General features: G+C 72.6%; 9 protein-coding genes and 1 pseudogene. 2 read left to right on the plus strand and 8 right to left on the minus strand.

The window, feature by feature from the left end; genetic code table 11:
* Window positions 1-18: 18 nt before the first annotated feature.
* The 6 genes from ADL05_RS10145 to ADL05_RS10170 all read right to left on the minus strand — a co-directional run bounded on the left by ADL05_RS10145 (window position 19) and on the right by ADL05_RS10170 (window position 9,654).
* The gene (locus tag ADL05_RS10145; RefSeq protein WP_053616632.1) at window positions 19-2,301 is read right to left on the minus strand and encodes a SpoIIE family protein phosphatase; all 2,283 of its coding nucleotides are present in this window, start codon (window positions 2,299-2,301) and stop codon (window positions 19-21) included.
* A 146-nt stretch (window positions 2,302-2,447) separates the two neighbouring features.
* Entirely contained in the window at window positions 2,448-3,149 is a 702-nt protein-coding gene (locus tag ADL05_RS10150) for a metal-dependent transcriptional regulator (protein WP_053616633.1), read from the minus strand.
* Between the two features lie 443 nt (window positions 3,150-3,592).
* Window positions 3,593-4,507, minus strand: a complete 915-nt coding sequence (locus ADL05_RS10155; RefSeq protein ID WP_053616634.1) for a cytochrome c biogenesis CcdA family protein — start codon at window positions 4,505-4,507, stop codon at window positions 3,593-3,595.
* A 13-nt stretch (window positions 4,508-4,520) separates the two neighbouring features.
* Complete coding sequence (locus ADL05_RS10160) at window positions 4,521-5,123, minus strand: redoxin domain-containing protein (protein WP_053616635.1); 603 nt, start codon at window positions 5,121-5,123, stop codon at window positions 4,521-4,523.
* A gap of 172 nt (window positions 5,124-5,295) precedes the next feature.
* Window positions 5,296-5,949 (minus strand): pyridoxamine 5'-phosphate oxidase, encoded by a 654-nt coding sequence (gene pdxH / locus ADL05_RS10165; protein WP_053616636.1) that lies wholly within the window; start codon window positions 5,947-5,949, stop codon window positions 5,296-5,298.
* 78 nt (window positions 5,950-6,027) lie between these two features.
* Window positions 6,028-9,654: a hypothetical protein gene (locus ADL05_RS10170; RefSeq protein ID WP_053616637.1), complete on the minus strand. Its 3,627-nt coding sequence runs from the start codon at window positions 9,652-9,654 to the stop codon at window positions 6,028-6,030.
* 184 nt (window positions 9,655-9,838) lie between these two features.
* Here ADL05_RS10170 and serC point away from each other — a divergent pair, with 184 nt between their 5' ends.
* Entirely contained in the window at window positions 9,839-10,969 is a 1,131-nt protein-coding gene (gene serC / locus ADL05_RS10175) for a phosphoserine transaminase (RefSeq protein WP_053616843.1), read from the plus strand.
* A gap of 105 nt (window positions 10,970-11,074) precedes the next feature.
* Window positions 11,075-12,085: a glycerophosphodiester phosphodiesterase family protein gene (locus tag ADL05_RS31710; RefSeq protein WP_053616638.1), complete on the plus strand. Its 1,011-nt coding sequence runs from the start codon at window positions 11,075-11,077 to the stop codon at window positions 12,083-12,085.
* 111 nt (window positions 12,086-12,196) lie between these two features.
* Here the strand turns inward: ADL05_RS31710 and ADL05_RS32405 are convergent.
* Window positions 12,197-12,454: pseudogene (locus tag ADL05_RS32405) on the minus strand (amidase family protein); the annotation flags it as partial.
* On the minus strand, window positions 12,451-12,687 hold the full coding sequence (locus ADL05_RS32410; protein WP_082376254.1) for a hypothetical protein: 237 nt from the start codon (window positions 12,685-12,687) through the stop codon (window positions 12,451-12,453). The gene ADL05_RS32410 and the pseudogene ADL05_RS32405, both read right to left, overlap by 4 nt.
* Between the last annotated feature and the right edge of the window lie 366 nt (window positions 12,688-13,053).

Consider the following 13,053-nt stretch of genomic DNA (forward strand, 5'->3'; position numbering starts at 1 on the left):
CGCGGTGTCGGGGGCGGCTCAGCCCAGCGTCTCGGAGCCGTCCTCGTCCTCGTCGCCGTGCATCGGCATCTCGAACCACACCGCCTTGCCGTCCGGCGTGGGCCGCGACCCCCATCGGCTGGCGAGCTGTTCGACCAGGTAGAGCCCGCGACCGCCCTCGTCGTCGGCGGCGGCGCTGCGGATGCGCGGCAACCGGAGGTCGTGGTCGAAGACCTCCACCCACACGGCGGTGGCGCCACGGCGCAACCGGAGCAGGAACTCCTTCTCCCACGGCTCCTCGGAGGGCTCGTCGGCCTCCGAGACCGCCTCCAGGAGGTCGGTCCAGTCCTCGTCGAACTCGTCGGCGGCCGGGGAGTCGTTCTCCAGCGGGCCCTCGGAGTCGAGCACCCCGCTGCCGGTGAACTCGCGGTGCACGGGGTGGGGGGTGGCGTGGATGACGACGTTGGTGACGATCTCCGAGACCAGCAGGCAGGCGAGTTCGGACTGGTCGCGGCCCATCCCCCACTCCTTGAACGTGTTGGCCGCCAGGTGGCGGGCCTCGCCCACGGTGGAGGCCTCCGAGCGGAACCAGCCCTCCATGAGGTCCAGTTCGTCGGAGTGGGTGCGCACGACCATCAGCGCGGTGTCGTCGTCGAGTTCACCGGGCACGCTGTGCACGGCCACCTCGGCGATCTGGTCGACGTCCTTGTCGGCGACCTCGGCCACCCGTTCGGCCATGCGCTCCAGGGCGAGCTCGGGGTCGGCCCGGCCGCCGATCGGCCGCCGGTCGACCAGGCCGTCGGTGTACATGACCAGGGTCGCGCCGATGGGCAGGCGCAGGTTCGCCTGGTGGTAGACGATGTCCTCGCCCGCCGCGCCCTTGGCGCGCACGCCCAGCACGCGGTCGGTGATCTCCAGGTCGAGGGTCTCGACGGACTCGGAGGTGACCAGCAGCGGCGCCGCGTGCCCGGCGTTGGCGTAGGACAGCTCGCGCGACCAGGCGTCGTAGACCATGTACAGGCAGCTGACGCTGGGGATCCAGGTGCCGCCGTTGCCGTCGGGCTGGCCGAGCTGGCGCACCCACTCGTCGAGTTCGCGCAGGATGTCGGCGGGTTCCCGGTCGGCCTGGGCGAACGCGCGCAGGGCCGCGCGCAGCTGGCCCATGACGGCGGCCGCGTGCGGGCCGCGGCCCTCGACGTCGCCGATCACGAGCCCCACCCGGCCGGCGGAGAGCGGGATGGCGTCGTAGAAGTCGCCGCCGACCTGGGTCTGGACGCCGTGGCCGTGGGCCTGCAGGGGCCCGGCGGGCAGGTAGCGCGTGGCGACGGTCAGTCCGTCGAGCTGCGGGAAGATACTGGGCAGCAGGCTGTCCTGGAAGGCCAGCGCGGTGCTGCGCTCCTCCTCGAACAGGCGGGCGTTGTCGATCGCCAGCGCCACCCGGGAGGCGATGGCGCCCACGAGGTCGCGGTCGAATCCGCCGTAGGTGCTCTTCTGCCGTGGCGAGAGGCCGGACAGGGCCAGGGTGAGCACGCCCAGGACCTCGCCGCGGGCGCGCAGGGGCGCGGCGATGGCGGAGGTGACGCCGACCTGCCGGGAGACCACGTCAGAGCGGTCGGTGGGGGAGTTCTCGAAGAGGTAGTCGCTGCTGACGACGGTCTCCAGGCGGCGCAGGGCCTGCGTGACGAAGTGGCGCTCGGGGTAGCGGACCTCCTCGCCGACCTCGAACCAGGTCCGGGCGGGCGGAGACCAGCCCTCGGCGTGCACCGACACCTGTCTGACCAGGCGGTCGTGGTCGTAGAGGTCGATGAAGCAGTGGTCGGCGAACTGGGGCACGAGGATGCCGGCCACGCCCTTGACCGTGGAGTCGAACTCCAGGGAGCTGGCGAGCCGACTGCCGATGCGCTCCAGCAGGCCGTACTGCTCCTCCACGCGCCCGCTGCGCAGCGCCTCGCGGGCGATGAGGGCTATGCCGTCGATCTCCCCGGACTCGTCCTGCATGGGCACGGCCTGGGCGCGCACGTGGATCCAGGTGGAGTCGCCCTTGAGGACCGCGAAGGTGCCCTCCCAGGGCTCGCCGCGCAGCACGCGGCGGGCCAGCTGGGAGGCGTGTTCCCGGTCGGACTCGTGGATGCCGATGTCCAGGAGGGACAGGCCGACGTAGTCACGGCCGCCCACGAACCCGAAGAGTTCGCGCGCGAAGGGGTTCCAGTAGCGCAGCAGGCTGAACCGGTCGATGACGACGATGGCGATCTGCGCCTGGTCCAGCACGGCGGCTGTGGCGAGCGCGTCGCTCTCCCGGAAGGGCTCACCCCACCGTGTCATCTAGCCGCCACCTCGCCGTCATGAGCTGCATACATGCTCGCTCCGGGTACTCCGAACGACCGCACCTTGGGGCGAGCGTAGCAACACCCCGGACGTTCCCGCAGCGCAATGTGACAATCCCGATGAGCAACCAATCTCGCGCGGGTTCACGGTTTGGCGACGAAAACGTGCCCGGCGACGTGCGCGGGCAGCTCGGCCTCCTCCGCGTCCCCGCCGACCACGCGGACCCCGTCGTCCGTCGCGCGCAGCACGACTTCCTGCCCGGGTTGTACCCCGGATCTGCGGAGACTGAGCATGATGTCGGGGTCCGACTGGAGCTGTTCGCTGATGCGTCGGACGGTGACGGTGGTGTCCGAGTTCGCGGCCACGTCGAGCATGGGCACGATCGAGTCGTCGGTGAAGGGTTCGGGAGCGTAGTCCACCAGGCCCAGCTCGTCCAGCCCCGGGATGGGGTTGCCGTGCGGGCACACCGAGGGGGCGTTGAGCAGCGTCACCAGACGCTGTTCCACGGCCTCGGAGATCACGTGCTCCCAGCGGCAGGCCTCGATGTGCACGTCCTCCCAGGGGAGTCCGATGACGTCGACCAGCAGCCGCTCGGCCAGCCGGTGCTTGCGCATGACGTGCGTGGCCAGCTTGCGGCCCTCGGCCGTCATGACCAGGTGTCTGTCGTTCTCGACACGCAGCAGGCCGTCGCGTTCCATACGAGCCACTGTCTGGCTGACCGTGGGGCCGCTCTGGTGCAGGCGCTCGGCGATCCGGGCTCGAAGCGGGACGATCCCCTCCTCCTCGAGCTCGAAAACCGTCCGGAGGTACATCTCCGTGGTGTCGATCAGCCCGTGTGCGGTCAAGTCTCCCCTCCCAAGGCTCTGTGCCCGACGCATGTTCGGCGGGCACGGCAGGTCTCTCACAACACAGGCCGGGGCGGCGTGATTCCCTGGGGCCGAGTGGGGACCGGGGCGTCCGCAGGTCCGCGGGAGCGACCACCGATGACACCAGCATATCGTGACGCCGCCGACACCCATTTCGCCGGTGTCTCACGATGCGGACACGACCGCGCGGGCGGCGCCCCGGACCGGCCGCGTGGGCGCCCGCCCGGCCGCCACCGCGACGGAGGACGGGGCCCTGTCCTGCACGGATGCCGCGCCGTGGGAGGTTTCCCACCCTCCCCGGCGCACGCCCGGACACCGCGGTCAAGATCACGTCACGGTCCAAACGCCTGTGGACAACCGGTCAGTGGCCACTCAGGCCGCCGGGTCGGCGGTTCCCCAGGTGGTGGCCGGTCAGTGGCCCCTCAGGTGTCCGGGGTCGGCTTGTCGGCGTCGTGCGCCGCGGGGACGAGGCCGCGCGCGGCGCGGACCACGCGGCGCCGGACGAGCAGAAGAGCCCCGCCCGCCACCAGGAGCACCACCAGCACCACGGCCAGCCAGGCGGGACCCAGCGAGAACAGCGCCGTCTGCAGGGTCGACTGGATCCGCAGCGCCGCGTCCACGACCGGGTCGTGCTCCGATCCGCCCGCGAACACCCGCAGCTCGAACCAGCCGTAGTAGGCCACGTAGGCGCCGGCGGCCACGAGCAGCGCGCCGCCCGCCCGCGTGACGTACGGCAGGGCGCCGCGCAACCTCGCGATGACGCCCTCCCTGGCCAGCGCGGTCGCCACGGTGACGATCCCCACCACCAGCGCGGTCCCGGCGGCGTAGGCGAGGAACACGCCCGCCGCCGCGACAGGGCCGCCCAGTCCGACCGCGCTCGCGGTCACGCCCAGGAACGGCGCGACCGTGCACGACAGTGACGCGATGGCGTAGGCGGCCCCGTAGCCGTACACCCAGCGCAGCGACCGCCGGGGCCCGCCCGGGCGCAGGGCCGGGAGCGTGATCCCGAGCCCGCGTCCCGCGAGCAGCCACCCGCCCAGCAGCACCAGGACCAGGCCGATGGCGATGGTCACCACGGGCAGGTGGCGCTCCACCCGCAGGGCCAGCGGCACCGCCACCGCCGCGAAGGCGCCGAACACGGTGACGAAGCCGCCGGTCAGGGCGGCCGTGGTGGCCAGGGCCCGGCCGATCACCCGCCAGGGCGGCGCGGAGCGCCCGTCGGCGTCCTCCCCGGCCACGACCAGGGCCAGGTAGGCCGGGAGCAGGGCGAAGCCGCACGGGTTGAGGACGGCGAGCGCCCCGGCCGTCAGTGCGATCGCGTAGGGGATCTCGTTCACGGTGCCGTCCGCCTCATCCGGCGAGCGCGGCCACGCGCGCGTCCAGGTCCGCCTCGCTCAGCGTGCCGGGGTGCGTCTCGAAGGTGCCGTCCGGGGAGAGGAAGGAGAAGGCGGGCTGCCCCACCACGCCGAACCCGGACCAGAGGGTGCCGTCCTCGTCGATGACGTGCGTGATCCCGTCCGTGCCCGTGCTCTCGACGAACTCGGCCATGTCGGCCTCCTCGCCCAGCCCGGCGACGCCGACGAACTCGACCTCTCCCGCGTGGCGCTCGGCGGCCTCCGCGATCGCGCCCGCCTCGCCCCGGCACACCGTGCACCAGGGCGCCCAGAACCACAGGACGACGGGGTCGCCCGCGAGGTCGGCTCCCTCGACGTCGCCTCCCCCGACCGCGGGGGCGGTGAAGTCCAGGTGGGCCGCGACGTCCGCCCCGTCACCCGGAGCGTCGGCGGGAGCCGTGTCAGTGGTGGCCGCGTCCGTGGGCGCCGTGTCGGTCGGGGACGCGGCGTCCGCCGGTGCGGCCGGTCCGTCGCCGCCGTCCGGCGCTCCGCACGCGGACAGCAGGAGTACCGCCGTGGCGGCGGTGGCGACGGCGGCGTGTACGGGTGTGGGGGGCATGGTCTCCTCGATCGGTTCTCGGCCGCGGATGAGCGCGGACCGGCTTCTCCATCATGGTTCGCGGCCGGTCGCGCGAAGGCGACGTGCCGGTGCGGAAAATAATCTCGATCGCGTGGAGGGGAAGGCGCGCGAGGGGCGGCCCCGCCGCGGGGCCGGTTCGGCGGTCCACGCCCTAGGGCTCCAGGCGGTCGATGGTCCAGCCGCCCTCGGCGTCGCGCAGGTAGCGGAACCGGTCGTGCATCCGGTCCGCGCCGCCCTGCCAGAACTCGACCTCCTCCGGCAGCAGCCGGTACCCGCCCCAGTAGGAGGGCCGGGGGATCTCCTCGTCGATCGCCCACACGTGGTCGAACTCGCGGTAGAGCCGGTCCAGCTCCTCGCGGTCGGCGACCGGCTGCGACTGGCGTTCGCTGGCCCAGGCGCCGAGCTGGGAGCCGCGCGGCCGGGTGGCGAAGTACCGGTCGTTCTCCTCGTCGCCGAGCCGTTCCACCCGGCCGGCCATGAGAACCTGGCGCCGCACGGCGTGCCAGGGGAAGACCACCCCGGCCCGCGGGTCGGCCGCCAGGGCCCGCCCCTTGCGCGAGGTGTAGTTCGTGAAGAAGCGCAGACCCCTGCTGTCGTAGCCCTTCATCAGCACGGTGCGCGCCCGGGGCATGCCGCTCGGCTCGACGGACGAGAGCACCATGGCGTTGGGTTCGGCCAGCCCGGACTCGACGGCGTCGTTGAACCACAGATGGAACTGGGTCATCGGGTGGTCGGCCAGGTCCGAACGGCGCAGGGGGTCACCCATGTACGGTTTGCGCAGGTCGGCGGGGTCTCGGTGATCCACAGGGTGCATCCTCTCGCGCCGGGGCTCCCCCGCGCCACCCGACGCCGGCCACGGGACCCGCCGGTTCGCCCGACGCCCTCACCGGCACCCCTCCTCGATGACGGTCCTGGCCGTGACCCGTCCGCAGGCCGCGACGACGTGCTGGCGCCGTCCCTCCGTGTCCTGCGGCCCCACGGCGACCAGCTGGATCATACGGTCCTCGTACCAGTTTCCCTCGCCCGCCGGGCCGAAGCCGATGTAGCCGGACACCCCCGTGAGGCCCACCGTGTTCTGGACGTTGGTGAACAGCTGCACCCGTTCCTGCTCGAAACCCGTCGCGGTGGCGAGGTAGGGCGAGGGCTGCGCGCTCGGACTCGCGCTCGGACTCGGCGCCGGCGCCCACACCGGCGCCTTCCGGGCGGCAAGGGGGGCGGGCCGGTCGATGCCGCGCAGCGCCCGCACGATGACGCGCAGGCCGTCGTTGGCCATGACCGCGTGCGCCGTGGAGGGCAGTCCGCCGTCCGCGGCGACGAGGTCGGCGTCGCTCCCCGGCTCGCCGCCCCCCGCGCCCTCGTCCGCGTCGCCGTCCGCCCGCGCGCTTGTCCCCTCGGTCCCTTCGTCCCCGTTCCCGTAGAGGTCCTGGACGAGGGCCTCGGCCGCCTCGTAGAACGCGCGCTCGCTCGTGCCCGTGTACTGGCTCCACGCGCCGCTGGCCGCCAGGGGCGTGTAGAAGACGGGGTAGTCGGAGGCGCGTCCGATCACGTCGGCGTTGTCCGTGACGAACTTGGCGATGTCGTCGCCGCCCAGCACGGCCATGCCGGCCTCCGGGCACACCCCCTCCTCCTGGAGCTGGACGTGCACGTCCATGAAGTCGACCGACCGGCCGGCGAAGTAGAGCAGGTCGGGCGGTTCGTCGGCGCAGATCCGCTCCAGGTGCTCGGCGATGCTCGTGCCCCCGCTGCGGTACGGCAGGACACCGTCGACGGACTCCAGCCGGTCCTGGCCGTGGGAGACCGGTTCGGGGTCGAGGCCGTCGCTCCACGCCGTCCCGCCGAGCGAGGTGAACTCGCGCATGAACTCGACCGCCAGGTGCGGGCCGTAGCTCTCGCCGGCGTTGTCGTCGGCGACGGCGACCGCCGTGCGCGCCGGGGCGAGGCTGGGGGCCGTCCCCTCTCCCACGAGTTCGCCGCCGTTCCACGGCACCCCCTCGTAGGCCCACAGCGCGGCCTGGCGGGCGATGCGGGTGTTGGAGGGGGCGAGGGGGAAGAAGTACTGGCTGTACTCGCTGCCCACGGAGGCGACCCGGTCGTAGGTGGCGGTGGTGCCGACCATCGGGATCCGGGCTGCACCGAGTTCGAGGATGGCCTCGGTGTTGGGCTGCACGCTCTGGCCGAAGCCGACGGCGGCGATCGGGCGGTCCATGCCAAGGCGCTCCTCCTGGGAGCGCGCCACGATCATCTCCGCGACCGCCCTGGCGTGGGCCCAGTCCACACCCGTGTTGGCGAGCAGGAGCTTGATCGCGGGGACGTCGGACGTCCCCGCGGACTGGTTGTGCTCCCGCTGCTGGTGGGCCAGTCCGAGGAGTTCGCCCTGGACCCCGGCCAGGGCGAGGTCACCGTCGCCGTCGCCGGGCACGGTGAGCTCCCCGACGTAGGCGACCGTGACGTAGGGGGAGTCGTCGCCGATGGCCTCGTTCTGCTCGTGGATGCGGTCGCTGACCTCCGCCAGGCGGTCGTGGAAGTCGAAGTCCCCGTCGGTGATCCCGACGCAGTCGTCGCCGTGGCGGACGATGCCCCGTGGCGGCAGCACGCCCTCGGCGACGCAGGGGTTGCGGTCCTGGACGACGGTGGGCACGACCGTCCAGGCCAGGAGCACGATCGGGGCGAGGGCGATCGCGGTGCCCCCGGTCCAGGCGCCGACCAGGGCCGGGGCGGTGAGGACCCAGCGGTCCGCGCGGGGGCTCGCGTGCCGCCCCCACGCGTCCCGCTCGCCCCTCACCGGGACGGTCAGCGTCCTCGTCCGGCCCAGGATCCCGGCGGAGTAGCGGGCGTAGGACCAGCCCGCGACGGATCCGGGGCGGGCCGGGGCGTCGTCGGCCCCCGGCAGCGAGCCGTAGCGAGCGGGGTCGGGAACGGTGTCCACCAGAGAGCGATCGCCCTCGGCGCGGACCTGCACGATCAGCAGGGGGTCTGGGAGGCCCCGGCGCAACCGCTCGTCCTCGATCAGGCGCACAAGGTAGCGGCCCACCCGGCCGAGCCGGCTCTGGTCCACGATGAGCACCGGCCGCAGGTCGCGCCCCCGTGTCGGGGCGAACCGACGCCGGGCGGTACCGCCGTAGACGGCGGCGAGATCGTCGAGGAAGGCGTTGACCGCGAGGCGGTGGACGCCGGCCGGCCGGGACCTGCGCTGTGGACCGGTACCGGTGCGGCCGGGCCGGGGCCCGGCGACGGCGGCCTCCGACCGGGGGCGCCCCGCCCCGGTGAGGCGGGGCCACCAGGGGGTGGCCGCGGGAACGGGATGCTCGGAGTCCGCCGCGCAGTACGCCTCCGTGGCGCTCTGGAGGTTCAGCAGGTTGAGGACCTGGACGCCCCGGGACCGGTGGTTGGTCGGCCGGGTCTCGGGACCGTCGGCGTCCTCGCTGTCGGTCACGTAGCCGTGGCGGTTCAACCAGCGGTAGGAGCGCCACGGCAGGACGAGGAACGGGGCGAGGGAGCAGTAGACGACGAGGAGGATCACCGCCGCCACGGCTCCGACGATGTTGTTGACGCCCTGGGCGACGGTGTTCAGGGAGTTGACGATGCTGACCGTACCGAGGGCGAGGGGCGCGACGAAGGCGACGAGGTTGACGACGAACTGGAGCGGGGTGATGAGGCGTTCGTCGAAGCGGCCGAAGCTGACGTTGGCGGAGAGCCGGGCGATCCAGGCCGCCACGGTGTGCAGGGCCCGGCTGTAGTGGTCCAGCAGGCCGAGCCGGCTCCCCCGTCGGCCGGCGCCGAGGGCCCGGGCCCTGGTCGCCTGTTCCTTGAGGTACCGCAACCGGACCCGCCGCAGCTCGGCGATGACGTGGATCTGGGCCCGCTGCCCGTCCTTGAGGGGCTGGCGCGCCGGGTCGGCCTGCGCCTGGCGCTCGTCCGCGCTCTTCTTGTCGGACTCCTGCTGGTTGAGGACGTCGCCGCGGAGCTTGTCGAAATTGCACTCGCGCAGCATGAGCAGCGACCGCAGTCGCCGGAAGCGCGCGTGCGGCGGCGGCCTGCGCAGGCGGCCACCCGCCGGACGGTCCTGGTCGGCCCGCTCGACCAGTCGTCGCATGAGCTTGTACAGCTCGTCGGTGCTGGCGTACACCTCGGTGTCCTCGGGCCCGCCCGGGGCGGTCTCGGCGGAGTCCAGGGGCAGCCGCCAGACCAGGTGGGAGCCGCAGCGGTCGACCAGGTCGGCGACCACCGCCTCGCGGTCGACCCCGGCCGGCACCTCCAGGTCCAGGACCGGCGGGGGCTCGGCGACGTCGCCGCGCTGGACACGGCTGTGGCGGTCCACGGGGATCCGGCGCGCCGCACGGCGTTCGAGCCGGGCCGCGATCCGGGGGAGCCTGCGGCCGGGACGCTCACGCAGCGCGTCGAAGGCCTCCAGGTGGGGAGACGTCGCAACGGTGTTCTCGTCGTCAAGGACGCCGGTCTTGTCCTCGGCCACGTCCACGCCCTCCCACGGCTCGTCCTGTTCCTGTGTCACCCCCCCGGTGGCCGCCCCATTAGACCGCACACATCCCTGTTTCTTCACCCCTTCGCGGTGAATCCGCACTGACCCATATCGGCCACAGCGTCGGAGCCTGTGACGCGCTGGTGCGCCCTCACGTGATTTCACGCTGCGAGAATCCGCCCTGACCGGTGGTGTCGTGACCGCGGCCACTACCCTGGTGACCGTGACCGACGAGATTCAGATCCCCGCGAACCTGCTGCCCGCCGACGGCCGCTTCGGCAGTGGCCCGTCCAAAGTCCGCCCAGCGCAGCTCGACGCGCTGGCCGCCTCCGGCCCCCGCTACATGGGGACCTCCCACCGCCAGAAGCCGGTGAAGTCCCTGGTCTCCCGCGTGCGTTCCGGCGTGCGCGACCTGTTCTCGCTGCCCGAGGGCTACGAGGTCGTGCTCGGCAACGGCGGCACCACCGCCTTCTGGGACATCGCCGCCCACGGCCTGCTGCGCTCCAAGTCACAGCACCTGGCCTTCGGTGAGTTCTCCAGCAAGTTCGCGAAGGTCGCCAAGGGCGCTCCCTGGCTGTCGGAGCCCACCGTCATCTCCACCGACCCCGGCAGCCACGGCGAGGCCGTCGCCGAGGCGGGCGTGGACGTGTACGCGCTCACCCACAACGAGACCTCCACCGGCGTGGCCGCCCCGATCAAGCGGGTCGCCGGCGCCGACGACGACGCCCTCGTGCTCGTGGACGCCACCAGCGGTGCGGGCGGTCTGCCCGTGGACATCACCGAGACCGACGTCTACTACTTCGCGCCGCAGAAGAGCTTCGCGGCCGACGGCGGCCTGTGGCTCGCCGTCATGTCGCCCAAGGCGCTGGCCCGGGTCGACGAGATCGCCGCGAGCGGCCGGTACGTCCCCGAGTTCTTCTCGCTGACCACCGCCGTGGACAACTCCCGCAAGGACCAGACCTACAACACCCCGGCCGTGGCCACGCTGCTGCTGCTCGCCGAGCAGCTGGAGTGGATGAACGGCCAGGGCGGTCTGGACTGGACGGTGGCGCGCACCGCCGAGTCCTCCTCGATCCTCTACACGTGGGCCGAGAAGTCGTCGGTGGCCACGCCGTTCGTCACCGACCCGGCCAAGCGCTCGCAGGTCGTCGGGACGATCGACTTCAGCGACGACGTCGACGCCGCCGCGATCGCCAAGGTGCTGCGCGCCAACGGCGTCGTGGACACCGAGCCGTACCGCAAGCTGGGCCGCAACCAGCTGCGCGTGGCGATGTTCCCCGCGGTCGAGCCCTCCGACGTGCAGGCGCTCACCGAGTGCATCGACCACGTCCTCGGCAAGCTGTCCTGACCCGGTCCGCCGGCGTTGGAGAATAGGAGGCCGACCCGCCGCACGCGGGTCGGCCTCCCCGCTTGTCTACTTCTTCTGGCTTTCGCTTCTCAGGACGGTTCGGCTGTGCGCAGGAACAGGAACAAGACGGAACTCCCGATCAAGATCATCTCCCACCGCGGGGCCTCGGGGCACCGCCCGGAGCACACCCTGGCCTCCTACGAACTGGGTGCGCGCCACGGGGGCGACTTCATCGAGATGGACCTCGTCGCGACCAGGGACGGTCGCCTGATCTGCCGCCACGAGCAGGAGATCGGCGGGACCACGGACGTGGCGGAGCGCCCGGAGTTCGCCGACCGGCGCACCACGCGCACGATCGACGGCCGCGAGGTGACGGGCTTCTTCGCCCAGGACTTCACGCTGGCCGAGATCAAGACGCTGCGGGCCGTGGAACGGCTCCAGGACGTGCGGGCGATGAACGCGATGATGGACGGGACCTACGAGATCCCGACCCTGGAGGAGGTCATCGACCTGGCGTTCTCGCTCACCAAGGAGCTGGGCCGCCCGGTCGGGATCTACCCCGAGACGAAGCACCCCGCCTACCACGTGGCGCAGGGACTGGAGCTGGAGCCGACGCTGGTCGCGGTCCTGCGCGAGGCGGGCCTGACCGGTGAGGAGCCTGAGCTCCCGGTGTTCCTGCAGTCCTTCGAGGCGGAGAGCCTGCGCCGGCTCGCCGAGACGGAGTTGCCCCTGGTCTACCTGATGGGGACCGAGGAGCACTGGCGGCACTTCACCACACCCGACGGCCTGGCCGAGGTGGCGTCCTTCGCGCACGCGATCGGCCCGCACAAGAGCCTGGTGGTGCCGGAGAACGAGGACGGCACCCTCGGCGAGCCCACGGACCTGGTGGAGAACGCGCACGAGGCCGGTCTGCTGGTGCACCCCTGGACGTTCCGCAGCGAGAACCACTTCCTGCCCGCCGACCTGCGCTCGGACGGCGAGCCCGGCGACTTCGGGGGGTTCGCCGCCGAGTACGAGATGTTCTTCGAGGCCGGGGTGGACGGTGTGTTCACCGACTTCTCCAGGCACGCCTTCCTGTGCCGGGAGCACTTCCTGGACCCGCAGCCCGTCGAGTAGGAGCACCCGCCGGGGCCGGACGGGCCCGCCGATCGCGAGCCCCGCCCTGTCCCGGGCGGGCAGGAGGCCGGTGGTCGGTTTGTAGCCGACCACACCGCACCAGGCCGCGGGTATCCGGGTGGATCCGGCCCCGTCGCTCGCCGTCGCCAGGGGCACCATCCCGGCCGCGACGGCGGCGGCCGATCCCGCCGACGAGCCGCCGGGGGTGACGTCCGCCCGCCACGGGTTGACGGTCCGGCCCCTGTCCGTCGCGCCCCAGGTCTTCCACTCCGTCCCGGGACCGGGCACCGAGGTCGATCCGACCGGTACCGCCCCGGCCCCGACCAACCGGCGGGCCTGGAGCGGCCCGATCCCCTCGGACGCCTTCACCGCCAACGGGACCCCGGCGAGGGGAGGTGCTTCCCGGAGGCCACGTCCGCGTCGATGACGGACGCGCGTTCCCTGGCGGTGTCCGGCCAGACCTCACGGAACGCCCTGATCCGGGCGTCGAGCCGTTCGATCGACTCGAGTGCGGCTCCGACCACCGCCACGGCGCTGACCCGGCCGCTCCGCACCCGCTCCGCGATCTCGCCAGCGCCCATCCCCGCGTAGTCATCGTCCACGCCCTGAAGCCCTCCCAGTCGCCTATGTCCGAGCCCCTGCCACGGAATGGCATCCGGACCGGACCGGCCCTATGCGCCCAGGCCCGGACCGCTGCGGGGACCCCTCCCGGTCGTACTGGTGTTGTTCGACCGGAGGTGAGGCGCTTGCACGCCGGGCTTTCCACCCGCCTGGGACGGACCAGGACGAGCCCGAGGCCGACCTCGGCGCTCTCGGTGCCGACTCCCGCGAAGCCCTTGTCGCCCACGATCGGCACGGCCTCTCAGCGCGCTCGTGGGCATGGAGCAGGTGCAGGCTTGTTCGTGTTCGCCACGTTCTTCGGGGTGGGCCAGGGAGTCGGAGTGGGCCAGGGAGAAGGTTCAACGGCA

The sequence above is a fragment of the Nocardiopsis sp. NRRL B-16309 genome (genome assembly GCF_001279585.1).
GTDB lineage: Bacteria > Actinomycetota > Actinomycetes > Streptosporangiales > Streptosporangiaceae > Nocardiopsis.